This window comes from Algibacter miyuki, from assembly GCF_030409805.1.
Classification (GTDB): Bacteria; Bacteroidota; Bacteroidia; order Flavobacteriales; family Flavobacteriaceae; genus Algibacter; species Algibacter miyuki.
The window spans coordinates 25,605-50,939 of record NZ_JAUFQP010000013.1 but is presented as its reverse complement, the minus strand read 5'-3'; the positions used below and the strand labels follow the sequence as shown (position 1 = coordinate 50,939).

The 25,335-nt window shown below is 35.0% G+C and carries 22 protein-coding genes; 10 read left to right on the top strand and 12 right to left on the bottom strand.

Annotated features, from left to right (window positions below):
• Nucleotides 1-34: 34 nt before the first annotated feature.
• From clpP to QWY92_RS12395, 5 genes are all read right to left on the bottom strand, one after another.
• A complete protein-coding gene (gene clpP / locus QWY92_RS12415) occupies nucleotides 35-709 on the bottom strand; it encodes an ATP-dependent Clp endopeptidase proteolytic subunit ClpP (RefSeq protein ID WP_290271736.1) in 675 nt (224 codons plus the stop codon).
• A 145-nt stretch (nucleotides 710-854) separates the two neighbouring features.
• Nucleotides 855-2,183, bottom strand: a complete 1,329-nt coding sequence (gene tig, locus QWY92_RS12410; RefSeq protein WP_290271734.1) for a trigger factor — start codon at nucleotides 2,181-2,183, stop codon at nucleotides 855-857.
• Between the two features lie 293 nt (nucleotides 2,184-2,476).
• A complete protein-coding gene (locus QWY92_RS12405) occupies nucleotides 2,477-2,830 on the bottom strand; it encodes a phage holin family protein (protein WP_290271731.1) in 354 nt (117 codons plus the stop codon).
• A 17-nt stretch (nucleotides 2,831-2,847) separates the two neighbouring features.
• On the bottom strand, nucleotides 2,848-3,621 hold the full coding sequence (locus QWY92_RS12400; RefSeq protein ID WP_290271729.1) for an alpha/beta fold hydrolase: 774 nt from the start codon (nucleotides 3,619-3,621) through the stop codon (nucleotides 2,848-2,850).
• 63 nt (nucleotides 3,622-3,684) lie between these two features.
• A complete protein-coding gene (locus QWY92_RS12395; RefSeq protein ID WP_290271728.1) occupies nucleotides 3,685-4,398 on the bottom strand; it encodes a pyridoxine 5'-phosphate synthase in 714 nt (237 codons plus the stop codon).
• Between the two features lie 87 nt (nucleotides 4,399-4,485).
• Between QWY92_RS12395 and QWY92_RS12390 the strand changes: the two genes are divergently transcribed.
• From QWY92_RS12390 to QWY92_RS12360, 7 genes are all read left to right on the top strand, one after another.
• On the top strand, nucleotides 4,486-5,145 hold the full coding sequence (locus QWY92_RS12390; RefSeq protein ID WP_290271726.1) for a CBS domain-containing protein: 660 nt from the start codon (nucleotides 4,486-4,488) through the stop codon (nucleotides 5,143-5,145).
• A gap of 2 nt (nucleotides 5,146-5,147) precedes the next feature.
• Nucleotides 5,148-6,035, top strand: coding sequence for an NAD kinase (locus QWY92_RS12385; protein WP_290271724.1), 888 nt, complete (start codon nucleotides 5,148-5,150; stop codon nucleotides 6,033-6,035).
• Nucleotides 6,036-6,461: 426 nt separating this feature from the next.
• Nucleotides 6,462-7,148 carry a type IX secretion system protein PorG gene (gene porG, locus QWY92_RS12380; protein ID WP_290271721.1) on the top strand — a complete coding sequence of 229 codons (687 nt, stop codon included), beginning with the start codon at nucleotides 6,462-6,464 and terminating at the stop codon, nucleotides 7,146-7,148.
• A gap of 1 nt (nucleotide 7,149) precedes the next feature.
• Entirely contained in the window at nucleotides 7,150-7,890 is a 741-nt protein-coding gene (locus tag QWY92_RS12375) for an undecaprenyl pyrophosphate synthase (protein WP_290271719.1), read from the top strand.
• On the top strand, nucleotides 7,823-10,444 hold the full coding sequence (gene bamA / locus QWY92_RS12370; RefSeq protein ID WP_290271717.1) for an outer membrane protein assembly factor BamA: 2,622 nt from the start codon (nucleotides 7,823-7,825) through the stop codon (nucleotides 10,442-10,444). The genes QWY92_RS12375 and bamA overlap by 68 nt, the downstream gene beginning before the upstream one ends.
• Nucleotides 10,445-10,718: 274 nt before the next feature.
• Nucleotides 10,719-11,705 (top strand): OmpH/Skp family outer membrane protein, encoded by a 987-nt coding sequence (locus tag QWY92_RS12365; RefSeq protein ID WP_290271715.1) that lies wholly within the window; start codon nucleotides 10,719-10,721, stop codon nucleotides 11,703-11,705.
• 32 nt (nucleotides 11,706-11,737) lie between these two features.
• A complete protein-coding gene (locus tag QWY92_RS12360) occupies nucleotides 11,738-12,244 on the top strand; it encodes an OmpH/Skp family outer membrane protein (protein ID WP_290271713.1) in 507 nt (168 codons plus the stop codon).
• 88 nt (nucleotides 12,245-12,332) lie between these two features.
• Here the strand turns inward: QWY92_RS12360 and QWY92_RS12355 are convergent, their stop codons facing one another.
• The 3 genes from QWY92_RS12355 to QWY92_RS12345 form a co-directional block, all read right to left on the bottom strand.
• Nucleotides 12,333-12,686 carry a heavy-metal-associated domain-containing protein gene (locus QWY92_RS12355; RefSeq protein ID WP_290271711.1) on the bottom strand — a complete coding sequence of 118 codons (354 nt, stop codon included), beginning with the start codon at nucleotides 12,684-12,686 and terminating at the stop codon, nucleotides 12,333-12,335.
• 23 nt (nucleotides 12,687-12,709) lie between these two features.
• On the bottom strand, nucleotides 12,710-14,950 hold the full coding sequence (locus QWY92_RS12350) for a TonB-dependent receptor (protein ID WP_290271709.1): 2,241 nt from the start codon (nucleotides 14,948-14,950) through the stop codon (nucleotides 12,710-12,712).
• A 258-nt stretch (nucleotides 14,951-15,208) separates the two neighbouring features.
• A complete protein-coding gene (locus QWY92_RS12345; RefSeq protein WP_290271706.1) occupies nucleotides 15,209-15,610 on the bottom strand; it encodes an HYC_CC_PP family protein in 402 nt (133 codons plus the stop codon).
• Between the two features lie 139 nt (nucleotides 15,611-15,749).
• On the opposite strand from QWY92_RS12345, the gene rlmB reads away from it, so the two are divergent.
• Nucleotides 15,750-16,490 carry a 23S rRNA (guanosine(2251)-2'-O)-methyltransferase RlmB gene (gene rlmB, locus QWY92_RS12340; RefSeq protein ID WP_290271704.1) on the top strand — a complete coding sequence of 247 codons (741 nt, stop codon included), beginning with the start codon at nucleotides 15,750-15,752 and terminating at the stop codon, nucleotides 16,488-16,490.
• A gap of 21 nt (nucleotides 16,491-16,511) precedes the next feature.
• On the opposite strand, the gene QWY92_RS12335 is transcribed toward rlmB, so the two are convergent.
• Entirely contained in the window at nucleotides 16,512-17,246 is a 735-nt protein-coding gene (locus QWY92_RS12335) for a rhomboid family intramembrane serine protease (RefSeq protein WP_290271701.1), read from the bottom strand.
• A gap of 356 nt (nucleotides 17,247-17,602) precedes the next feature.
• Between QWY92_RS12335 and QWY92_RS12330 the strand changes: the two genes are divergently transcribed.
• Both QWY92_RS12330 and QWY92_RS12325 read left to right on the top strand, forming a co-directional pair.
• On the top strand, nucleotides 17,603-20,833 hold the full coding sequence (locus tag QWY92_RS12330) for a choice-of-anchor D domain-containing protein (protein WP_290271699.1): 3,231 nt from the start codon (nucleotides 17,603-17,605) through the stop codon (nucleotides 20,831-20,833).
• Nucleotides 20,834-21,159: 326 nt separating this feature from the next.
• Entirely contained in the window at nucleotides 21,160-22,437 is a 1,278-nt protein-coding gene (locus tag QWY92_RS12325) for a replication-associated recombination protein A (RefSeq protein WP_290274087.1), read from the top strand.
• Nucleotides 22,438-22,502: 65 nt separating this feature from the next.
• Here QWY92_RS12325 and QWY92_RS12320 read toward each other — a convergent pair whose 3' ends face one another.
• From QWY92_RS12320 to QWY92_RS12310, 3 genes are read right to left on the bottom strand one after another with little or no spacing between them, the layout of a single operon-like run.
• Complete coding sequence (locus QWY92_RS12320) at nucleotides 22,503-23,354, bottom strand: hypothetical protein (protein ID WP_290271696.1); 852 nt, start codon at nucleotides 23,352-23,354, stop codon at nucleotides 22,503-22,505.
• A complete protein-coding gene (locus QWY92_RS12315) occupies nucleotides 23,351-24,766 on the bottom strand; it encodes a DUF5723 family protein (protein WP_290271694.1) in 1,416 nt (471 codons plus the stop codon). The genes QWY92_RS12320 and QWY92_RS12315 overlap by 4 nt, the downstream gene beginning before the upstream one ends.
• Nucleotides 24,763-25,326, bottom strand: a complete 564-nt coding sequence (locus QWY92_RS12310) for a hypothetical protein (RefSeq protein WP_290271692.1) — start codon at nucleotides 25,324-25,326, stop codon at nucleotides 24,763-24,765. Before QWY92_RS12310 ends, QWY92_RS12315 begins: the two co-directional genes overlap by 4 nt.
• Nucleotides 25,327-25,335 lie beyond the last annotated feature (9 nt).

The following is a 25,335-nucleotide window of genomic DNA, read 5'->3' as shown; positions in this document are numbered from 1 at the left end:
TTATATCACTAAATTTAAAGTTAGTGATTTTTTATTAATTACGAGCTAATATTTCGTCAATCATGCCGTATTCCTTGGCTTTATCAGCTTTCATCCAGTAATCTCTATCACTATCTTCATATACTTTGTCGTAATCCTGGCCTGAATGCTTACTAATAATGTTGTAAAGCTCTTCTTTCAAAATTAAGATTTCTCTTGCTGTAATTTCAATATCGCTCGCTTGACCTTGCGCACCACCTAAAGGTTGGTGAATCATTACACGAGAGTGCGTTAAACCACTACGTTTACCTTTTGCTCCTGCACATAATAATACTGCGCCCATTGAGGCAGCCATACCTGTACAAATAGTTGCAACATCTGGTTTTATAAACTGCATAGTATCGTAAATACCTAAACCTGCATAAACACTTCCTCCTGGAGAGTTTATGTAAATTTGAATATCTTTATTAGCATCGGTACTTTCTAAGAATAATAATTGTGCTTGCACAATATTGGCTACTTGATCACTAATACCAGTTCCAAGGAAAATAATACGATCCATCATTAAACGTGAAAACACATCAAAAACGGCAATATTCATTTGGCGTTCCTCAATAATGTTTGGCGTTAAATTGGTTGGATACATACTACTAATAATTTTATTGTAATATGTGCTGCTAATACCTTGATCTTTTATCGCGAATTTCTCAAATTCTTTTGCGTAATCCATATATAATTTTGATATTAAATTTTATTTAAACCCTTAACATTCAATTAAGTGTCGTGAATAAAATTATTTTTAATGTTTGATTTTAATAAAAAGGCGCTTAAATCTAACTGATTTAAGCGCCTAAAGATAAACATTTAAAATTTATTTATTTGTCACCGTAAACTTCTTTAACAAAGTTTTCGTAAGTTAATTCTTTAACTTCTAGGTTTGCTTTTTCTTTGTAAACAGATAATAGTTTTTGACTTACTAATTGTTCTGAAATACGACGCGCTTCTTCTTGATTAGATAATACACGTGCAGCGATATCGTCTAACTCTTTATCTGAAGGATTTAATTGACCAAATTGAGCCATTTGTCCTTTAATCATTTCTCTGGCGTGATTTTTAATATCGTCCATAGTTACCTGAACATCGTTAGCTTCAATAAGCTTTCCTTCGATTAATTGGTAACGTAAGCTTTTTTCCGATTTCTCGTACTCTTCTCTAGCTTGGTCGGCATCCATTTCTTTTTCACCTGCAGTTTGCATCCATTTTGTTAAAAATTCTGCTGGTAAATCAAATTTAGTATTGTCTACTAAATACTCAGTCACATCGTTCAATAACTTTTGATCGGCTTGTTGAACAAATTGCTTCTCAGCATCTTCTTTTATTTTTGCTCTTACTTCTGACACAGATTTTACTTGACCTTCTCCAAAAAGCTTATCAAACAACTCTTGATCTAAATCGGCTAATTCTCTTTGGTTAATTTCAGAAATTGTAAAAGATACTTCAATATCTAAACCGTGAATTTCATCATGACCTAATTTTAAAGCATGCATTAAATCGTGATCGTCTTCAAAAAGGTCTTTTGTTTTTAAAACAATAACATCTCCAGCTTTAGCACCAATAAATTGTTTTGCTGTAGCCTCTCCTTTAAACTTATCTAAAGTTAAAGTAACGGTGTTATTAATTTCTTTTTCTTCGTTTGTATAAGCTCCGCTAATTTCGCTTTCTGCATCTACAACATCTTGAGAAACCAATTTCCCGTATTGTTTTTGGATACGTTCAATTTGCTCATCAATCATTTTATCATCAGCAACAATATTATATTGTGTGATTGATTTATCACCTTTTAATTCTACATTGAATTCTGGTGCTAAACCTAATTCAAATTCAAATGAAAATTTCTCAGCATCCCAATCTATTTCATCTTGTTGTTTTGGTAAAGGTTGTCCAAGAACATCAATTTTTTCTTCAGCCAAGTATTTATTTAACGCCCCTTGTAAAAGTTTGTTTACTTCATCAACTAAAATAGCTTTTCCGTATTGTTTTTTCACCATACCCATTGGTACATGACCTTTTCTAAAACCAGGAATGTTTGCTGTTTTACGGTAATCTACCAAGATTTTATCCACCTTATCGCTATAATCTTCTTTAGCGATATCTACTTTTACTACAGCATTTAATGCATCAACGTTTTCTCTTGTAATATTCATTTTTAATGATATAAGCCTGAAAAGGCATTTAACAATTGGGTTTACAAACCTTTATTTTATTTCAATTCCCGATATAAAGGGAAATATCTTTTTTAGTTGAAAAAAATTCACCTTAAAAAGGCATCGTTTTTTGGTACTAAAATCGGGATGCAAAAGTACAATATTTTTACATCCTAACAAAGTTTTTAATTCACTAGGCTTTAGCAAGCTTTGGTTACAGGTATACTAATACCCAACCAAATACAATAGCACTTCTTTTTACGGTTAAAAAAAAGCCCTTTATTCTGAAGTTTTTATTGCTCCTTATTATCGGTTTTAAAGAACGATTGTAATATCGATTGAAGGATAGATAAAAGCACACTAAAAAGTATAGCCCACCAAATACTATCTACAGAAAACCCACTGATAAACTCGTCGGCTAATAGAATGATTAACCCATTTATAACAAGCAAAAATAAACCTAGTGTAAGTACCGTTACAGGCAATGTAAAAATAACCAAAAGCGGCTTAACTAATAAGTTAAGTATAGATAGTACTAAAGCCACAATAATAGCTGAAACATAGCCATCGACCTGAACACCCGAAAGCACATTTGCCAATACAAACACTGCAATGGCGTTGATTAAAAGTTTTATTATTGAATTCATAATATTTGTTTTTAAGATTATATAAAATTAAGTAAAGCCGCAAAAAAATCTTTTGGATTCTCGGCATGCAACCAATGCCCAGCATTAGCAATAGTAACAATTTCAAAATTAGAAAAATGGTTTTTAATTATAGATTCGTCACCCACTCCAATATATTCCGATCGGTCGCCACGTAAAAACAACGTAGGCTTATCAAACGATGCATAACTTGGTAACGCTTCGCCAACTTCGGACACTTCTTCTTTTAAAACATCAAGGTTTATGCGTAATGCCAATTTCCCTTTTTCAATCCAATAGAGATTTTTCAATAAAAACTGACGTGTTCCAACATCATCAACATAAGCACTTAACGCCATATCTGCCTCACCTCTTGTTTTTATAACATCAAAATTTAAAGCACTTAACCCATTTAAAATACCATCATGATGCACAGGATAAAAACGCGGAGAAATATCGGCGACTACTAATTTAGAAACCAATTCAGGATATTCGCATGCAAAAAGCATAGCCGTTTTACCTCCCATAGAATGGCCCAGTAATGTAATATCTTTTAGGTTATGTGCTTCGCAATATGTTTTTAAATCTTCAGCAAGAATTTCATAACTAAAATTAGCATCCCAAAAGCTACGTCCGTGATTTCTTTGATCTAACAAATGCACTTCAAAACCTTGTTCAGAAAGATGCTTTCCGTGTGTTTTCCAGTTATCACTCATTCCCAAAAACCCATGTAAAATTACAAAAGGTTTTCCTTCACCTAAAACATTTGAATGTAACAATCTTTTTTCTTCCATATTCTTCTAATCATTCCAAAGCGCAAATAAAACGACATTATTCTATGCGCTATTTTCTCTTTTCTATTTCAACTTACGCAAATACATTTGTATTACGTTTTCTACGCCCAAATACAAACTTTCAGCAATTAAAGCATGCCCTATTGAAACTTCTAATAATCCAGGGATGTTTTGCTTAAAAAACGCCATATTATCTAAAGATAAATCATGACCAGCATTAATACCCAAGCCTAGTTTATTAGCCAACTCAGCACTTTCAATATAAGGTTTTATGGCGGCTTCGTTTCCTAAACCATATTGATGCGCAAAAGCTTCGGTATATAATTCAATACGGTCGGCTCCGGTAGCTTTAGCACCTTCAATTTGGTCCAAAATAGGATCGACAAAAATAGACGTTCTAATTCCATTATTCTGAAATTCTTTAATCACGTCTACTAAAAAATCTTTATGTTTTATGGTATCCCACCCCGCATTGCTAGTAATTGCATCCTCGGCATCTGGCACCAAAGTGACCTGCGTAGGTTTCACTTCTAAAACTAATTTTAGAAACGATTCTACAGGGTTACCTTCAATATTATATTCCGTATAAACTTCAGGTTTTAAATCGCGCGCATCTTGATATCGAATATGGCGTTCATCGGGCCTTGGATGAATAGTAACACCTTCGGCACCAAAACGTTGAACATCCTTTGCAAACTGCACAACATTAGGCACATCGCCACCTCTAGAGTTTCTTAACGTTGCGATCTTATTAATATTAACACTTAACTTTGTCATAAATCCATTTTAAAACACAAAAATACAAAGTAGAACAGGCAAAATTGCTATTTTTTTGATTATTTTGCATGCCTATTAAAAGGCGTTATGAAACTTTCGGAATACATTATAAACGACATTAAACCACTGAGTACCACTAACAAAATCAGCGATTTACAATTACTATTCAAACAGTTATCGCTTTCGCATGTCCCAATTTTAGACGAAAACAACACCTATTTAGGCAGTTTTTCGGAAACCGATGCCTATTGCTTCGATTCCCAAAAACCCATTAGTGAATTCGTTTATACCTTCGAAGATTTCTTCGTCCGTAACAATACCCTTTGGTTAGATGTGCTAGAAACCTTTGCTAAAAACACCACGAATATGATGCCTGTTTTAAACGAAGAGAATCAATATTTAGGATATTTTGAGATAAATGACGTGATTGGGCTATTTAGCGAATCGCCATTTTTCTCTGAAGCCGGTGGCGTTTTAGTAGTTGAAAAAAGTATAGCAGACTATTCTTTTAGTGAAATTAGCCAAATTGTAGAATCTAATAACGGTAAATTACTAGGCGCTTTTGTTTCTAAAATGAATAACGATTTAATACAAGTAACCCTAAAAATAGGCAACACAGGTTTAAACGATATTATCCAAACCTTCCGTCGTTACAGCTATAACATTGTATCTGGCCACGAAGAAGACAGCTATATCGAAAGCCTAAAAGAACGCTCAGATTATTTAAATAAGTATTTAGACATATAACTATGAAAGTTGCAATTTTTGGACGCTTTTACAACGAAACGACTACAACCTCTGTAGAAACCCTTTTCAATTACTTATTGAAAAACGACTTTGATGCCTATATTGAAACTGAATTTGCCAATATCATCAAAACCGAATCGCAAACCAAAAGCGACTATTCATCTTTTAAAACTTTCGACACACTCGATAATTCTTTCGACTTATTGGTTAGTATTGGCGGAGATGGTACCATTTTACGTGCCATTACCTATGTACAAAATCTAGATATTCCAATTATCGGAATCAACACCGGACGTTTAGGTTTTCTAGCCACCATACAAGTCAACCAAATAGAAAGTGCCATGCAAAATATTATCGATGGCAATTATAAAATTTCAGAACGCACGCTACTTTCCGTAGAAACCACGCCTGAAAATAAAGATATTACCAACATGAATTTCGCTCTAAACGAAATTGCTGTAAGCCGGAAAAACACCACTTCCATGATTACGGTAGAAACCCTTTTAGATGGCGAATTCCTAACCTCATACTGGAGCGACGGCCTTATTGTATCTACACCAACAGGTTCTACAGGCTACTCATTAAGTTGTGGTGGCCCCGTAATAACACCAGGCGCCAACAGTTTAGCGCTTACCCCAATTGCACCTCACAATTTAAGTGCACGCCCATTAATTATTCCAGATTCTACCGAAATACAACTTAAAGTAAACGGCCGCGAAGAACAACATTTAGTATCGCTCGATTCTCGAATTGCAACCTTAGACAACGGTACCATTATCAAAATTAAAAAAGCCGATTTCAAAATTAAAATGATCGATCTTTTATCCGAAAGTTTCCTTGTCACCCTCCGTAAAAAATTACTTTGGGGCGAAGACAAACGAAATCAGTAAACAAAAACCAACAATTTCACACCTTATTATATATAACAATTAATAATTGTTTTTTTTGCGTTACCCGAAAAGGGTCGGGCTTTCCGCTATATCTTTTTTTTATAAACTTGTTTAAAACTTGTTTAAAACTTGTTCTAACTTCAAAAAACGCACTATTTCTTTCCTAAAATCCTACTTCAATTCAAAGAAAAAAAAAGGATGCCGCATCAATCCCTAACGCACCCATCCATCAACATTTCCATTCAATTTCAACAATACCTCTACCAATAAACATCAGGTATTCTAAAAAACTTCAACTAAAACAACCGCCATTCGCTTCTTCCTTAAAACAATAATTCCGAATAAAAACAGTTTTAACCCCAGACGGTTTCCCTCTAATTGTAACAGTCATTCTTATTTATTATATTTGCAAACTTTTAAACCTCTATGAGATATTTAATTATATTGACATTAAGCTTATTTTGTTCCCAAATAAGCCACTCCCAAATAAACGAAATTGGTGTATTTGTTGGAGGCAGTAATTTAATTGGCGATATTGGTGCCACTAAATATATATCACCCAATGCGCCCGCACTTGGCTTACTTTATAAATGGAACCGTAGTACGAGACATTCGTATAGAATATCCGTAATCTATTCCGATTTACAAGCTTATGACAGCGATGCCAAAGACCCACGACGATTAGAACGAGATTTCGATTTCAACTCCAGTTTACTAGAAATTGCGGCAGGAATGGAGTTTACCTTTGTTGATTTTAACCTTCACGCTAGAAGAACTGTTGCCACACCATATTTATTTACAGGTATTAGTGCTACTAAATTTGACAACTATCACTTCGCTAATAATAGGCAAACTACAGAAAACAATTCAAGTTGGACCGTAGGTATTCCTATGGCTATAGGCTTCAAAACAAACGTCCTAGGGAATCTAATTTTCAGTGCTGAAGTTGGTGCCCGTTATACGTTTTCAGACAATATAGATGGTAGTATGCCCGAAGGTAGTACCAATCAACAATACCAATTCGGAAATATTAATAATAACGATTGGTATACCTTTACAGGAATTACACTAACTTACACCTTTGGAGTTAAACCCTGCTACTGTTACGACTAATATGAATTTAAAAGAAAACATAAACCTACAAAGGTTACCAAAACACATCGCCATTATTATGGATGGCAACGGCCGCTGGGCAAAGCAACAAGGTATGCTTCGCGCTTTTGGTCACGAAAATGGCACAAAATCGGTAAGAACAACAGTGGAAGCTTGTGCGGAACTTGGTGTAGAAAACCTAACCTTGTATGCCTTTTCTACCGAAAACTGGAACCGCCCGAAATTAGAGGTACAAACCCTTATGAAACTTTTGGTTTCTGCACTTCGTAAAGAAATTAAAACATTACAAGACAATAATATTAAACTTGAAGCTATTGGTAATTTAACCACATTACCTAAAAAAGCCTACAAAGAACTTCATGAAGTTATAGACAAAACCAAGGGCAACTCTCGCATGACCTTAACCTTGGCACTTAGCTATGGTTCTCGCGAAGAATTATTAAATACTGTTAAAGAGATTAGTATTAAAGTTAAAAATAATATAATTTCGCCTGAAAATATTGAAGAATCAATTATAAATGAGCATCTTTACACGCGAAATTTACCCGATGTAGATTTGCTAATAAGAACCAGTGGCGAGCAACGTATAAGTAATTTTTTGCTATGGCAAATTGCTTATGCCGAATTGTATTTTACAAGTGTACTTTGGCCGGATTTTACAAAGGAACATTTGTATGAAGCTATTATTGAATATCAAAAAAGAGAACGACGATTTGGGAAAACAAGTGAACAACTTAGCTAATTTACTCGCGATTAAAACATACTCAAAATGCTATTTAGCATTTTTCCTATTTATAGGTTGTTTTAACATTCAAGCACAAGAGTTAGATTTTAAAAACGGAAAAACATACACTTTAGGAAAAGTCGTAGTATCCGGAAACACAAATTTTAGTGAGCAAACCATTATTGCCTACTCTGGTTTAAGAGAAGGTAAAGACATGAAAATCCCGGGTGAAGACATTCGTGATGCCATTAAAAAATTATGGAAATCAAATCTATTTAGCGATATAGAGGTATTTATTACCAATGTAGAAAACAATGTAGCTACCTTAGAAATTCATCTCTCAGATTTACCACAACTTAACGAGTTAAAAATTAACGGCGTTAAAAATGGTAAAAAGGAAGGCATTATTGACGAAAACAAGTTGAAACGTGGTGTAAAAGTTACAGAAAACTTGATTACGACAACAAAAAACTACCTGACGAGTAAGTATAAAAAAGATGGTTTTTACAATACCAAAGTAAACATCAATACCATTGAAGTAAAAGATTCTATTCAAACGAGTAGAGTTAATATGGTTCTTAATATTGATAAAGGACCGAAAGTTAAAATCGACGATATTATCTTTACAGGCGATTCTGTTTTAAGCGAGAAAAAGCTTAGAAAAAGCATGAAGAACACTAAAAAGAAAAACCCAATTCGGTTATTAAAACGTTCTAAATACATTAAAGCAGATTACGAAGAGGATTTAGTAAGCCTAATCGATGCTTATAAAGCTAGTGGATATAGAGATGCTCGTGTATTAGGAGACAGTGTTATTATTAACGATAACAAAACCATCTCTCTTAAAATAGATTTAGAAGAAGGTGAAAAATACACTTTTGGTGATATTACCTTTATTGGAAACACCGTATATAGCAATCAGCAATTAAGCCGTATGCTTCGTATTGACAAAGGCGACACTTATGATGGTGTTACTCTAGCCAAACGTATTGCAGACGATACTAAACCCGACGCTAACGATATTACCAACCTATACCAAAACAGTGGTTATTTATTTTCATCTATAAATGCTGTTGAAGTAAGTGCCGATAATAATGTTATCGACATGGAAATTAGAATTACAGAAGGAAAACCTGCACATTTCAATAGTGTATCCGTAGTTGGAAACGACAAAACAAACGATCACGTTATTTACCGTGAAATCCGTACACGTCCAGGTCAATTATACAGTAAAGCTAACGTTGTACGTACCGTTAGAGAACTTGGTCAATTAGGCTTTTTCGATGCTCAAGAAATCACACCAAACTTTAATAACCCAAATCCAAACGAAGGTACTATCGATATGGAGTATGTGGTTAAAGAAACCGGATCTAGCCAAATTGAATTACAAGGTGGTTACGGTGGTGGCGGTTTTATTGGAACTCTAGGATTATCGTTTAATAACTTTTCTATAAAAGACATCTTCAAAAAAGAAGCATACAAACCTATCCCAATGGGTGACGGACAAAAATTAGCCTTACGTTTACAAGCGAGTCAATTTTACCAAACCTACAGTTTTTCATTCTCTGAGCCTTGGTTAGGAGGGAAACGTCCGGTACAGTTTTCAACATCATTATCACATACTAGACAGTTTTTATACGATTACACAACATACGAGGCTGATAAAAGTAGAAGTTTCAATATTACAGGTATTACTTTTGGTTTAGCAAAACGTTTACAAGTACCAGATGATTTCTTTGTACTATCGCAATCTGTAAGTTACCAACGTTACGATTTAAACAACTATAATACGGGATTATTTACCTTTGGTGATGGTTTCTCTAACAACCTATCTTACTCTGTTGGTTTAACAAGAAACAACACCAGTGTAGATCCAGTTTATCCAACCGAAGGGTCTAACTTCTCGGTAACAGGAAAACTATCTTTACCATACTCATTATTTAATGGTGTAGATTATGAGGCTTTAAAAACAGAATATGACGATTTAGACCTTACCAATCAAGCTGATTACGAGCGTGCCGGAGAAATAGATCAACAACGTTATAACTGGTTAGAGTTTTATAAAGTAAACTTTAAAGGAACTTGGTACACCCAAGTAGCAAAAGACTTAGTTTTAAGACCTAATGTAGAATTTGGATTCTTAGGAGCCTATAACCAAGACCGTGGTGTTATTCCTTTCGAAAGATACTTCTTAGGAGGTGATGGTTTAGCAAATTACAGTTTAGATGGTCGTGAGGTTGTTCAACTTCGTGGTTATCCTAACCAATCGCTTTCTAGTGAAGATGGTGGTTCTATTTACAACAAATTCTCATTAGAGCTTCGTTACCCAATTACCTTAGCAGCATCGGCTAAAATCTATGCTTTAGGTTTTGTTGAAGGTGGTGCTTCTTTCGATAATTTCAGAGACTATAATCCATTCGATTTAAAACGTTCTGCTGGTTTAGGTATTCGTATTTTTATGCCTGCTTTCGGATTGTTAGGTATCGATTTTGGTCATGGTTTCGACCCTATTGGAGACACTGGAGTTAAAAACGGATGGGAAACACACTTCATTATCGGACAACAATTTTAATGCTTAAAATTATTTTGGCACGATATTTTCTATAAACACCTTGAGAAATTGAATATGAATTGAAATTTTTAAGATTAAAATTCGTTAATTTTAAAATCCGTAAATAAAAATTTTTCTTAATAACGAAAATGTTTATTTTGCGAGTTCCATAAAATTAATAAACTTTATTAGTTTTAATCGAATAAAAAACAATTCATAGAAGTGACAGCAACAAAATTTATCGTCTGTCGTTTTTAGAGTTTATAAACCGTAAATGATAAAAATATTTAACCAGATGAAAAACAACGTTCTTTTTTTATTGACCCTAGTTTTTATGTTAAGCCTATCGGTTAATGCGCAACGTGGTGTAAGCATTGCTTATATTGATAGTGAATATATTTTAGAAAACGTTCCCGAATATCAAGACGCCACATCGCAATTAAACGAAAAAGCCGATAAATGGAAAAATGAAATTCAAACGCAATTAATTTCTGTTGAGCAAAAAAGAAAAGACCTCAGCAATGAAAAAGCGCTTTTAACCGAAGAACTTATTAAAGAACGTGAAGAAGATATTACATTTGAAGAAAATGAAATTTTAGACTATCAGCAAAAACGATTTGGACCTAACGGTGATTTATTTATTCAGAAGAAACAACTCATGCAGCCTGTTCAAGATCAGATATTTGCAGCGGTACAAACCATAGTTGCCGCTAGAAAATATCAATTAGTTCTAGATAAAGCCAATGGCGGTATGCTATATGTTGCAAATTCTTTAGATATTAGCGATCAAGTTTTGCGTAGTATTACCAGAACATCAAAACGCACACAAGCACAATCTAAGGCCGAACGCCGCGCTGCTGAACAAGAAGACATTGTTCCTGAAGTTAATTTAGAACAAGAAGCGAGACAAAAAGCATTAGAAGAGAAAAAAGCAGAACGTGATAGCGCACTTGAAAAAGCGAGACAAGAAAAATTAGACGCTCGTGCTGCCAAAGTAAAAGCTGCTGAAGACAGACGCCAAAAAATAATTGACGACCGTGAAAAAGCAAAACAAGCCAAGCTAAACGGCACTGCTGTACCGGAAGCAAATGCTGCTGAAGGTGAAACAGAAAGCACAGCTAAGGAAGGCGAAGTTGAAACCAAAACAAGAGCTCAACTTATAGAAGAAAACAGATTAAAGAAATTAAAAGAGCGCGAAGACAGAAAAAAAGCTTTAGAGGCGAAAAGAAAAAAAATATTAGAAGATAGGCAAAAAGCAAAAGACAGTATAAACAGAAATTAATAATTTATAACACACTAATACTTATTTACAAAATGAAACACATTAAAACCTTATTATTAGCAACTGCATTATGTATCGGAACTGTAAGTTTCACACAAGCTCAAAGTAAAGTTGCCCATATAAACACGCAAGAATTAATTAAAGCTATGCCAGAAATGAAAACGGCACAGAGTGAATTAGAAGCGTTGGGAAAAACTTACAAAACAGATATGCAAGGCTCTTATACAGAGTTCCAAAACTTACAAAAAGAATACGAAGCTGATGCTAAAAACCAAACAGACGCTAAAAACCAAGAACGTATTTTAGAGTTACAAGAAAAACAACAACGTTTACAACAATTTCAAGCAGATGCTCAAAAAGATATGCAGGAAAAAGAAATTGCTTTGTTAGAACCTATTACAGAAAAAGCTAAAGCAGCAATCTTAAAAGTTTCAAGAGCTCAAGGATTTGACTATGTTTTAGACTCAGGTACTGGAATAACAATCCTTACAGATGGTAAAGATTTACTAAACGATGTAAAGAAAGAATTAGGTATCTAATATCTTTTTCAATAAAACTTAAAAAGCCTGTGAAAATAAATTCACAGGCTTTTTTTATTTTTTTATTTAAGGAAACTTAGATTCCTAGTTAATCTTTATGATCATCGATAACCTCACTATCTCTGTAGCGGCAGCAATCGTGTAATGTATCGTAAGCAGCATCGGTCGCCCTTTTGGTTTTAGTATCATGTCCTGCGGCTAAAACGTGAGACTCAACTGAATCGACGTTGGTTTTTCGTGCATCGAAAATCAATTTTAACTCATGACTTTTAACGTCCCAAACAGCAGATTTTACGCCTTTCGTTCTAATGGCCGCCTTCTCTATTCGGCTTTTACACATCAAACAAACACCGTCTACTTCTATCGATGCCTTTTCATTTTTATTCTGTGCAAAGGTGGCTGTTCCAACGAGCAACACCGCAATCATCATTATTTTTTTCATCTTATTTATTTTTTAAAAATTATTTAATTTATTCTAAATCGTAATCCCATATAATAATTAGCTCCAAAAATTGGACCATATACAAAAGTGGAATCAAAATAACCCGAAAACGGATTATCTGCGCTTAGAACAGGATTATTTTGTCTCACGTTAGTCATGTTCTCACCACCTAAATATACTTCAAATTTAGGAGAAAATACACGCGTTATTTGTGCATTTAATGTGCCAACAGTTGGCGTATACTCATCTAATTGATAAGCAACAGGGTTTAAAGTTGTCGATGCAAGGCGTTGTTGACTAAGCCAATTAAACGTAGCATCAAAACGCCAATGCGGAATAATTTCACCATGCTTCCGTGTTTCATACGAGGCATTTGCAAAAAATCGATTTTTAGGCACCAACGGTTTTTCTAATGTACCGGATTGATAATCGGTTTTCACATCGTAAAATTTATATGCCAAACGCAAATCAAAAGACTCAAACACATTGTAATTTACTTCCGCTTGAAAACTGCTCGCATAACTCTTTCCTTCTAAATTATAAAAATTAACTTCTAGCGGATTTTCATAATCTACAACCACCTGATTTGTAAAATCTGTTTTATAATAGTCCAGAGTTATATCTGCTTTTCTTCCAAACAAATTAAAACCTTGCAAATACGACAGGCCGTAATTCCAAGCTATTTCCGGATCCAAACCATAAATATCACCGCCTGAGCTTAAAATATTAATTTGTCGTGAGGTTGCAAACATTTGCTGATTTTCAGTAAAAATATTAGCACTCCGTTTTCCTCGCCCAAAAGAGGCCCGAATTGCAGATTTTTCCCATGGTGTATAACGTGCATGAAAACGAGGTGTAATAAAAGCACCTAGCAGGTTATGATAATCCAATCGTAAGCCAGCCGTAACATTCAACTTATCTAAATTATCAAAGTTGTACTCAAAAAAACCACCAACCGAATACTCTGTGCGTTCGTAATCCGTCGTGTTTACCAATTCTTCATAATCATCATAAGTGTAACTTGCACCCGTTTTAATCTTATGTCGAGAATCACTAATTATAGAATTGTAGGTTGCACTGGCGTATAAACTATTATGTGTAATTTCATATTGATTCAACCCAAAATAAGATTCCTGAATATGCCTACTAAACGCCGTTTGCACGCCTAAACTTTGATAGGGAATTTCCGGATTAACATAGCCTATTTTAGATGAAATCTCGTAACGCTTTGTATCTATTTCACTGCCCCAAGCATTTTGGGTTAGTTTATCCGTTTTCGGGTTAAAATCAAGTTCACCCATTTGTTTTTCATCATTTAGAAATTTCACATTAATAAAACTCACAAAACCTTTTTCCAGGTTGGTGTATTGCCAACGGTTCATCAAATTAATCTGATTATACAAAGGCATGTCCAGGAAATTATCATCGTTCACGTCATGTTTTTCATTATGTGTGTTTCCGTGCAAATAAAGCCCTGTACTCCACTTATCGCTCACTTTAGTATTGATGTGTGTATTCAGTTCAAAACGCCCTGCAATATTTCCGAAAACATTCAAAAACACATTATCATCGGTCGTAGGTTTCACCAATTCCGCATTAATTTGCCCAGCGATACTTTCATAACCATTAACCACCGAACCGGCACCTTTTGTAATTTGAATACTCTCCACCCAAGTTCCCGGAATAAAGCTCAAACCAAAAGCCTGAGAAGCGCCACGAATAGATGGTATATTCTCGGTTGCGATTAAAATATACGGACTAGTAAGTCCTAACATTTTTATTTGGCGTGTACCCGAAATAGCATCGGCAAAATTAACATCAATCGATGGGTTGGTTTCAAAACTTTCGGCTAAATTACAACAAGCCGCTTTTAAAAGCTCGTCACTACTAACCGTAAACACATTTTGCGATTGCATATAAGATTTAGCTGTAGCTTGCTTACGCGAAGTTACCGTAACCGCATTTAAATCGCTAACGGGCTTCAATCGATGTGTTATATGTTTAGCAGAGCGCACCGTAAGCGTATCTGTTTTAAATCCTACATAACTAATTACTAATTTGGAATATTCCGGTTTATAAGCCAACGTAAATTCGCCGTCCATATCAGTCACCGCTCCTACCGACGTATTTAACCAATACACATTTGCACCAGCCAAAACTAAGGCATCATTTTCAGGATGGGCTTCAAATATAGTTCCAGATATTCGCTCTTGAGAAAACAAAACCACCGGAAACCAGATTATCAAATATATTATATTCTTCATTTTTTACTTTTCATTTTTTTAAATGATACTTTTCATTTTGAACAAGCCCCATTATTCGACTTTAATAGCTGAAATTACAATCATGCATCATAATATTTAAAAACATGGAATACATTTCGATATAAATTCCAAACAAAGTATGGATAATGTGACTTGTGCTTAAATTTCATCTCAACATAATTTAGAACATCATGTACAACGATAAAACAAAGCGCAATTATATTTTCGCTTTCGCGGAAACAAAACAAGCAGAATACATCAAATAATGAAAACTTGGGATAACACCCGAATATTTGCAACCAAGAGCGGTGGCGCATAATTTTTATGAGGAATATTGTACTGTGCTAAACCTTTGAAGTGGTTAGATACAATATCGCTTTGGGTTGTGATTTCTGTTTGAAAAAGGAGATCTAAATCTTCAAATGAAGAATAACTTAGTTCGTCTTGTCCTTTCACCACATTCAATTCATCTTTACAGCAGCTATTGTTCAACAGTACATCTAAAGCATTGATACCACAAGTTTCATTTTCTAAAAACATAGAAACATCCACTAAAGCATCGCCACAAAAGCGTTCTTCAATAGTAATAGACACCGTTGAAAACAACACAAGACATGTTAACAGTACCGAAAATCCTTTATGTAAAATTGACTTTATCACTTGTCAAAATTACAAAAAACAACATTTGATTTCATCATTTTTACTTGCTTTAACATTTACAAACCTTATTTTCTATACTTACCTGAATGATTTACCAAACATACACCATTTAAAACTGCTTTTTTTATACCTTTGTACCATGCAAGAACAAACACAAATTTTTGGTATTAGAGCCATTATAGAAGCGGTAAATGCCGGTGAAACTATAGATAAAGTATTCCTTCAAAAGGGATTAAGTGGTGATTTATTTAGTGAGTTAGAATCTTTATTAAATAAAAAATCGGTTAATAAATCTTATGTTCCTGTAGAGAAACTGAACCGATTAACCAAAGGAAACCACCAAGGTGCTGTGGCACAAATTTCGCCAATTGAATTCCACGATATGGAAACTTTAATTGTTAGCGTTATGGAATCGGGTAAAAACCCATTGTTTTTATTACTTGACCAATTAAGTGATGTGCGTAATTTTGGAGCTATTATAAGAACGGCAGAATGTACTGGTGTTAATGGTATTATTATTCAGAAAAAAGGTGGTGCTCCAGTAAATGGAGACACAATTAAAACCAGTGCTGGTGCGGTATTTAAAATTCCAATTTGTAAAGTAGACCACATTAAAGATGCTGTGTTTTACATGCAAGCTTCAGGTATTAAAGTGATTGCTGCTACCGAAAAAACAAACGACACCATTTACGACGTTTCGTTTAAAGAACCTTGTGCTATTATTATGGGCTCGGAAGGTAGAGGTATAAACCCGTCAACTTTAAAAGTGGTTGATGCTAAAGCAAAATTACCTTTACTTGGTGAAATTGAATCGTTAAATGTATCGGTTGCTTGTGGTGCTTTTTTATATGAAGCCGTAAGACAAAGAATGATAAAGTAATTATTAGTTTATTTTATACTACTAATCCTTATTTTCTTTAAATATATACCTTATAGAGAGGGGCTTTAGCTCCTCCTCTATTTCGGGTTCTTCTTTGGTTTCTATAAAGTTTCCATTTTCGTCGAAATGTTGTAAAAACGGATCGTTTTCTTCGTTGTAATTTTCTTGTTCCCAAGCGTATTTTTTAGGTTTTGCTATTTCTTTTCTAAAGAAAAGAGCAAAGACCAAGCCCGTAATTAAACCAGATAGATGTCCTTCCCAAGATATACCTTCTTTTATCGGAAATGTATACCAAATCATGCTTCCGTATAAAAAAATAACTAAAAGCGATAATGCAATAAGTCTGTAATGTTTTGCGAAAACACCTTTAAAAAAAGTAAAACTTACTAAAACATAAATGAGTCCGCTTGCCCCAATATGGTAAGATGGTCTACCAATACACCAAGTTAAAAATCCCGAAATTAAAATCCCAAATAAAATAACGCGCCAAGCTATTGGTCTATAAAAATAAAACAGCGCCGTGGAGAGCACAAATAACGGAATGGTGTTATGATAGATATGCTCAATATCACCATGTAAAAACGGACTGAGTACAACACCTCTAAGTCCTTTTAAAGTTTGTGGATAAACACCATACTTACTTAAATTGTATCCAAAACGTACTTCGAACCAAAATACGAGCCAAATGGTAAGCACGAAAAACACTGGATATGCAATGACTCCTGGTGAGAATTTAAAATGTTCGTGCTGTTTCATTGTGATGAATATAACAAATAGTTATCCAACTTTATAAAATGTGCTAAATTGGCAGATTGGCCCGCGTGAGGGATTGAATGGCTTGTTTGAGCTCCCGACCTTAGGAGGAGCGAGTAGTGAAAGCCCGACCCTTTTTGGGGCACGCCCAAAATAAAAAACACCATTTAAAAAAGTTATTATATCTCCATTTTTAGGATAAAAAAAGTAAATTCTGATTGATTCAACGATTCGTTACCGGCTAACAATACTCGATTAAATGTGTGAAAAACACTTTTTAACGTATTAAAGTGTAAGAATTTTAAATATAAAACTTACCTTTCGCAAAAAACAAGATCTTAACCAACCCAATTATAATCATGAAAAAACAATTACTTTATCTAGTTTTTATACTCATTCCTTTGTTTGTAGTCCAAGGACAAAACAAAAAATTACTATACATTGACGAAGACAACAGATCGCTTTTAACCATTGATACGGATGGCACCGACGAAGCTGTATTTTTTAAACAAACTGAAGCTTTATCAGCCAGGTACACGGCTGTTAATAACACCACTCAAGAACTGTTTTTTACTACGGGATATCCTTATAGCATTTTCAAAAAAAACTTTGATGGCACTTTAGAGCAAGAGGTTTATTCTACTACAAGTACCCTTTATAACATTGCCGTAGACGAAACTAATGCCAAAATATATTGGACCGAATATGAAGAACTTAAAAGAGCCAATCTAGATGGTAGTAATGTAGAGACTATAATACCCCTGACCACAGATATATCCTTAAGAAACTTAACCATTGGCACCAACAAGCTATACTGGGCCGATCGGTTTTACAACACAACCGACTTTTCCAATACATATTACATTAAAAAATCTAATTTAGATGGTAGTGGTATTGAAACACTACATTCGGAGTATGTTCCGAGTGGTCAAATAGGGACTAGTACACTTGGCACCATTTATGGCATACAAGTGGATGACACGAATAATAAGTTATATTGGGCTTCCAGTACTGCAGATGGAATTTTTAAAATGAATAGTGATGGTACAGGTAGTGTAACCAAAATTTTAGATGAAACTCATGTAAAATCCCCAAGAGCTCTAGCTATAGATGTTGCTGCCAATAAATTATTTTGGACAGATACCGATTCTACTTTTGATAATTTAAGAAGCGCCAATCTAGACGGCTCGGATGTTACTGTTTTAAGTTCTGCAGCCGAGGATCCTTACGGTTTAGCTTTAGCTTATTTTAACGAGAGTTCTGTTGGTGTACAAGAAATAGATATTCAAGGTAACAATACGAGTATTGCTAATAATGATACGACACCAGAAACTACAGACAACACCGATTTTGGAAAGGTTGCTTTAAACAATAATTATAAAGAACATTTTTATTTTATAAGAAACTTAGGCGGTTCTAATTTAACACTTTCTGGTTCTTCTACAGTATCTATTACAGGTACTGATGCTGCCGATTTCACTTTAGAAACAGATGCCAGTGCTAGTATTGGCGCTACCAATAGTTCTTTCTTTACTGTAAGATTCGACCCGAGTGTTCTTGGAGAAAGAACAGCAACTATTACTATAAACTCGAACGACAGCGATGAAGCTATTTATTCGTTTTCCATCAAAGGAACAGGAAATGTATCGAGCGGAGAAACTGGCACTAACGATATACAATTAACTTCGCATGCCACTGAGGTAAGCTTAGACAACGAAAATCCTTCGGTTGCTTACGACCCAACCTTAGATAGATATTTATTAGTTTATGAAACTGAAGTTGTTAACTCGGACGAAGAAATTTTTGGACAATTTATAAACCCTGATGGCAGTTTAGATGGCGCCACCTTCCCTATTTCGAAAACTGGAGTGGATGGAAATACGACTATCGACGCCTTTAATCCAAAGGTTATTTTCAACACGAGTTCAAATCAATATTTAGTGGTTTGGGAATCGGATATGGATAGTACTAATTTTACTGAAAAAGAAGTTTTCGGACAATTAATAAACCCGAATGGCACCTTAGTAGGTGGTTTAGGCACTGGTAAAATTCGTATTTCGAAACATGGTATAGATGGAGATGAAACATTTAATATCCAAACCATAGATTTAACAGTAAACACCACTAATGGCGACTACTACATCGTATGGCAAGCTAATACGCTAACCGGTTCCGAACCAGAAATTTTCGGAACACGCCTGCAAAGCAATGGCACGTTGGCAAATGCTTTAGGAGGCCAAACCCAATTAAGTTCTTTTATAGATGCAGGTGAAACGCAAAGTCCGTCAACTCCAAAAGTGGTTTATAATCCTGACAACAATCAGTATTTAGTGGTTTATTATGCCGATTATCCTAATAATAATGATAATAATATTTTCGCACAAATTGTGGCTTCCGATGGCAGTCTAGTTAGTGGTATTAATACCCCGATACAAATTACAAATGTAGATGCTAGTAGAGATTCCAATTTCCCTAATGTGGTTTACAATCCGCTTTTAAGTGAATACCTTGTAACCTACAGTTCTGATCAATCGGTTACAGACAATGAGAGCGAAATTTTCGCACAACGCGTAAGTACGGCAGGAGCATTAACTGGATCTTCGTTTCAGGTGAGTTTTGCAGGTACTGATGGTGATGTAGAAGAAACAGGAACAAGTTCTGCAATGCATTACAACAGCAATAGCAATCAAATTTTAATTACTTTTCAGTCTGAAGAGCCTGGAAGTGCAGCATCCGATATTTTTGCAACCACTTTAGACGCTGCTAACTACGCTTTACTTGAAAAACAAAGTAGAGTAAGTGACATGGGAGATGTTAACGGGGACAGCACGTTTACGGCAAACCATCCTACACAAGCATACAACCCAACAGCTAACAATTTTTTAGTGGTTTGGGAAGGTGATGATAATATACCAGGAGACGGTGAAGATGAAATTTTCGGTCAGTTATGGAACTCACCTCCTATTGCTGAAATTGATATTAGAGGCGATGGCATTTCTATAGTAGATGGCGATACCACCCCGAGCACTACCGACTTTACCGATTTTGGACAAAGCACACTCGGAAATTCAATTGTAAAAGAATTTACTGTACACAACACCAATACAGAACAACTGGTGCTTGATGGTAGCCCTACCATATTAATTTCAGGTACCGATGCGGCACAGTTTACCGTTACACAACAACCTAGTACGGTTATTGAAGCTGGTAATTCTACAACTTTCGAAATCACTTTTACTCCCGTGAGTTCTGGTATAAAAACAGCAAGTATTAGTATTGAAAATAATGACGCTGGTGAAAACCCATATAACTTTAACATTCAAGCTGAAGGTGACGAGACACTTAATATAGATGATGCTATTTCTATTGATTCGGTTGCAATCTACCCGAATCCAACGAAAAACACCTTATTTATACAAGGAAAAAACATTGAAGCGATTACCATTTATAGTGTTTCTGGAAAGGTTATTCTGGCTAAACAAGTAAACTCCTCCTTTGTTGATGTTTCAGCACTGCATACTGGCTTGTACTTTATAAACATTGACGATAACCAAGGTAACACTGTTGTTAAAAAATTCATTAAACAATAAGAACGGTATATACAATATAACCTAATTATAAAATTTAATTTAAAAACCAGGACATGTAGATGTCCTGGTTTTTTGTTTTTTTTAACGCTACTATCCGTTTAGTTTTCGAGTTAAACGCCGTTAGTTATGGCATGGATCAATAGTAAACTAAGCTAAGAATTATCTTTGCGTGAGGGATTGAACGGCATGTTTGAGCTCCCCGACCTTTTGGGAGGGAGCGAGTAGTAAAAGCCCGACCCTTTTGGGGCACGCCCAAATACTAAAAAAGAAAAAATTGAATGTTAATGCGTTCTGTTTTCACAGGAATTTACTTTAATTTTACAGTTATGAACGCACCATTGGCAGAACGATTAAGACCCACAACACTAGACGACTATGTTAGTCAGGCACATTTAGTGGGCAAAACAGGAGCATTAACGCAGCACATTAAACAAGGCCTAATTCCATCGATGATATTTTGGGGTCCACCAGGCACAGGAAAAACCACGCTTGCTAATATTATTGCTTCGGAATCGGGACGTCCATTTTACACCTTGAGCGCTATAAATTCGGGTGTTAAGGATATTCGAGAAGTGATTGAAAAAGCCAAACAAAGTGGCGGCTTATTTACGACTAAGAATCCGATTTTATTTATTGATGAAATTCATAGATTTAGCAAATCGCAACAAGATTCGCTATTACAAGCTGTTGAAAAAGGTTGGATTACCTTAATTGGTGCAACCACTGAAAACCCAAGTTTTGAGGTAATTCCCGCGCTTTTATCGCGTTGCCAAGTATATATTTTAAATGCTTTTGATAAAGTTGATTTAGAAACACTACTGAAACGCGCCATTGAAACGGACGAGTTTTTCTCTAAAAAAACAATTATTTTAGAGGAAACGAATGCATTATTACGTATTTCGGGTGGCGATGCTAGAAAGTTACTTAACGTTTTTGAACTGCTTATAAATAGTTTTGATACCGAAAAAATAACCATTACAGACGAGGTCGTTTTAAGTAGAATACAAAATAATACGGCTCGTTACGATAAAACGGGCGAACAACATTATGATATTATTTCGGCGTTTATAAAATCTATTCGAGGGAGCGACCCTAATGCGGCAGTGTATTGGCTAGCACGTATGATTGAGGGTGGCGAAGATGTGAAATTTATTGCACGTAGACTTCTTATTTCGGCTTCGGAAGATATTGGAAATGCAAACCCTACCGCTTTGGTTATTGCGAATAACACCTTCCAGGCCGTGAGCACAATTGGACATCCAGAATCGCGAATTATACTGAGCCAGTGCGCCACCTATTTGGCCTGCTCGCCGAAGAGCAATGCAGCTTATATGGCTATTGGTAATGCACAACAATTGGTAAAACAAACGGGCGATTTAAGCGTACCTATTGGTATTAGAAATGCACCTACCAAACTGATGAAAGAACTCGGCTATGGCGACGATTACAAGTATGCGCATAACTACGAAAATAATTTTGCCGAGCAAGAGTTCCTACCTAAAGAAATAGAGAACACTAAACTTTACGAACCCGGAAATAATGCTCGAGAAAATGGACATCGGGAGTTTTTAAAAACCCGTTGGAAAAACAAATACGGTTATTAAAAACAAGTATTTTGTTTTTAATAACCGTATGTAAAAGTTCTAAAAAGTTAACTAACGTATTACCTTTAAAACTTAATATTTAAAGCTGATAATTTCATCGTTCCGTTGGCATGTTGCTCTAAAAACCAGCTATCTCCTTTTTTAAAAATAATAGCCGATTGGTTTTCTACTAAAAACACACCTTCTAAACCGGTGTTATGCATTTTGTAAAGTACTTTTGGCGTACTATCTACTAATTGAAATCCGTTTTTTATAGCTTGTGCATATAACACACCCGATGCGGTTGCTGCATCGGTTGCAGTCATTGTAACTTCTTCCTTTACCTCTACAATTGTTTCAACTGGCGCAGGAATTTCTTTTACTACAACAGCTTCTTTTTCTTTTTTAAGCGCCTCAATTTCCTCTTTAAGTTTTTCAATTTCTTTAGATGATGTTGGTGTTACCGCAGCTACTGGAGCTGAAACTTCCGAGTTCCCAGCTTTCGGCGTGTATTTATAGTCCAAACTTTCTAAAGATTCAAAGGCACCTCGAACAGCTTCTGTATAAGCTGTTTTATATTCCTTTTCACGGCTTTCACCTATTCCTGAAGTATAAACTACATGATCATTACAGTCCGAAAGTTCTACTGTCAACTTTGTTTTAAACATTCCCGGATCTTTTTTCACATCGGCATCTAAGGCTAAACAACGGTTTCTCATTAAATCTTCAGGATAAGTTTCGCCTTCAACAAAAGCTTCAAAACCGTATTTATTGAATAAAAACTTAGATAAATCGTTTAATTGATATTGATTAGCTTCTTTGAGAAAATCGAATTTTTTTGAAACTATAATGTACTTGTAGTTGTTTAATTCTGCTTGAGAGAATGCGCTTGTTACTAAGAAACAGGCTAAAATAGTGGTTAAAAGTCTGGTTTTCATTTTTTGTTAAATATATAATTAAATCCTAATTGTAAAGATACACTTTGTGCATCATATACATTTTTATATTGTAATAAATTATCGGCCATAACATAAAAATGGGCTCCCCAAATATGTGCCGACATCCCAAGTCCTAAATTATTAAAAGAATACGAATCTACTGTGTACGTGGCTTTAAAGCGCAAACCATTAAACAAACGACGGTAATAATAAGCCGTTAATGCCACTTGAGGTTGCTTAGGTCTACTCATGCTAAAAAGTTGTAAACCAACAGCATTTAAATAACCTGTTTCGTCATCGGTGCAATAACAAGATTCGCTTTGTTTTTCACCAAAAGCATAATTTAAAGAGGCATTAAACTTTACAGGTCGCCATGTAGTATATTTGGTTGTGGTACTATCTACTTGAAAAACATCTTCTAAATCTTCTTCAATATTGCTCCAATAATCATCTGCCGATTCACCTTCTCGTGCTTGCGGAAAAAGCGGGTTTAGTCCTTCATATTCATAGCGTCCATTTAACACGTGATTTTCTACATCTTTCGTATGACTTATAAAACCAACATCTAACACACTAGCATCGAAATCCCATTGATCATTTAACTTATAGGTAAAACCTAAATCGAGCCCTAAACCTAAGTTACCACCAAATAATACGCGTTTCTGCAACGTGCTAATATCATTACTAGCATCGGAGTTTTCATCATCAAGCAAACTAGCTATTCCCGAAGTATTGACCTCCATATCCAAATCGAAAACATGATTATAAATATTATTCTGTCCCGGTTCGGTATAAAAACCACCTTTGTTTTTTGTAGATCTCACGTTAGCAATGCTAGAATAAATTTTTCCGCGCGCTCCGAAAGTGAATTTATCGTTTACTTTTTTGTTGTATCCTAAATGAAAAACCGAAACCATATCGGCAGCAACATTTAAATCGCTTGCTTTAAATAATCTATTAATATTATTTTGATTGCCTTCCAATGCCAAAACAGCAAAGTCTTTAGGGAAATATAATATAAAATCTAGCTCTTGATATAGTCCAAAACTAATATACTCATTTTTTTCAAACCTATTTCCGAAGGCAAATCCGCCAGAAAAAATTTCTAATTGTTGATTTATACTATAGAAATCGGTAGATTCCATACCACTAATCGCATTCCGAAGTTTCACATTAAAATCAACATTATTATCCTCAAAAATATCATAAGCCGTACTTGCCGTAGCGCCATAATTAAAATGAATATGTGATAACAACGGTACACCAACATACCAATCGTTGGTTACTTCCCCGCCAGGGTTTAGCATGAGTGCTTGCGGAATTTCAGAAAACCCATAAAGTAATTGCTTGTTCTGCGAAAACGAAAACAAACTTACCCCCAATAAAAGCATAAATATTTGAATACGCTTCATCCTTCCTGGTTTAAATTAAGATAAAATGCAGCGTAAGATTTATACTCAACACGCCCTGGGGTATTTGCCGTAAGCGGTTCACCAGGTAACATTCGCAGCGTAAACACCATTTGGGTTGTTCGTTTTAAGGCGTTTAAGGTCCCGTTTTCAAAAACTTCGGTATGGGTTGATATTTCGTCCGCATTATCTCCGGAAGCATCTTCCCTTACAATAAAACTATGTTGCACGCGGCCTGAAGCATCTAAAAAATCGATTTGTAATTCAAAAGTTCTATTGATGGTGTTTTTAGTTTCGAAAACCAACTCGGCTTTTTCTACATTATCGACTACAAATTCGTTATTAAAAAATTCTACGGAAACAAAATCTTGAACACTAGTCACTTCGGTACCTGCAACAAAAAACTGAGTTGCGGGTTCATCAAAATAAGCAAGGCTTGCAGATACTACAGGTTTAATAACTAAATCTTCAGCCTGATCGAAATCAATTTCTTCAGTACATGCAAACAGCAGCGAACTCAATGTAAAGCCTAGACATATTTTAAAAAGAATACGTTTTATCATTAATGTTCA

Coding starts and splice junctions, on each gene's coding strand:
- clpP (WP_290271736.1), bottom strand. CDS start 709: ATGGATTACGCAAAAGAATTTGAGAAATTCGCGATAAAAGATCAAGGT.
- tig (WP_290271734.1), bottom strand. CDS start 2,183: ATGAATATTACAAGAGAAAACGTTGATGCATTAAATGCTGTAGTAAAA.
- QWY92_RS12405 (WP_290271731.1), bottom strand. CDS start 2,830: ATGAATTCAATAATAAAACTTTTAATCAACGCCATTGCAGTGTTTGTA.
- QWY92_RS12400 (WP_290271729.1), bottom strand. CDS start 3,621: ATGGAAGAAAAAAGATTGTTACATTCAAATGTTTTAGGTGAAGGAAAA.
- QWY92_RS12395 (WP_290271728.1), bottom strand. CDS start 4,398: ATGACAAAGTTAAGTGTTAATATTAATAAGATCGCAACGTTAAGAAAC.
- QWY92_RS12390 (WP_290271726.1), top strand. CDS start 4,486: ATGAAACTTTCGGAATACATTATAAACGACATTAAACCACTGAGTACC.
- QWY92_RS12385 (WP_290271724.1), top strand. CDS start 5,148: ATGAAAGTTGCAATTTTTGGACGCTTTTACAACGAAACGACTACAACC.
- porG (WP_290271721.1), top strand. CDS start 6,462: ATGAGATATTTAATTATATTGACATTAAGCTTATTTTGTTCCCAAATA.
- QWY92_RS12375 (WP_290271719.1), top strand. CDS start 7,150: ATGAATTTAAAAGAAAACATAAACCTACAAAGGTTACCAAAACACATC.
- bamA (WP_290271717.1), top strand. CDS start 7,823: ATGAAGCTATTATTGAATATCAAAAAAGAGAACGACGATTTGGGAAAA.
- QWY92_RS12365 (WP_290271715.1), top strand. CDS start 10,719: ATGAAAAACAACGTTCTTTTTTTATTGACCCTAGTTTTTATGTTAAGC.
- QWY92_RS12360 (WP_290271713.1), top strand. CDS start 11,738: ATGAAACACATTAAAACCTTATTATTAGCAACTGCATTATGTATCGGA.
- QWY92_RS12355 (WP_290271711.1), bottom strand. CDS start 12,686: ATGAAAAAAATAATGATGATTGCGGTGTTGCTCGTTGGAACAGCCACC.
- QWY92_RS12350 (WP_290271709.1), bottom strand. CDS start 14,950: ATGAAGAATATAATATATTTGATAATCTGGTTTCCGGTGGTTTTGTTT.
- rlmB (WP_290271704.1), top strand. CDS start 15,750: ATGCAAGAACAAACACAAATTTTTGGTATTAGAGCCATTATAGAAGCG.
- QWY92_RS12335 (WP_290271701.1), bottom strand. CDS start 17,246: ATGAAACAGCACGAACATTTTAAATTCTCACCAGGAGTCATTGCATAT.
- QWY92_RS12330 (WP_290271699.1), top strand. CDS start 17,603: ATGAAAAAACAATTACTTTATCTAGTTTTTATACTCATTCCTTTGTTT.
- QWY92_RS12325 (WP_290274087.1), top strand. CDS start 21,160: ATGAACGCACCATTGGCAGAACGATTAAGACCCACAACACTAGACGAC.
- QWY92_RS12320 (WP_290271696.1), bottom strand. CDS start 23,354: ATGAAAACCAGACTTTTAACCACTATTTTAGCCTGTTTCTTAGTAACA.
- QWY92_RS12315 (WP_290271694.1), bottom strand. CDS start 24,766: ATGAAGCGTATTCAAATATTTATGCTTTTATTGGGGGTAAGTTTGTTT.
- QWY92_RS12310 (WP_290271692.1), bottom strand. CDS start 25,326: ATGATAAAACGTATTCTTTTTAAAATATGTCTAGGCTTTACATTGAGT.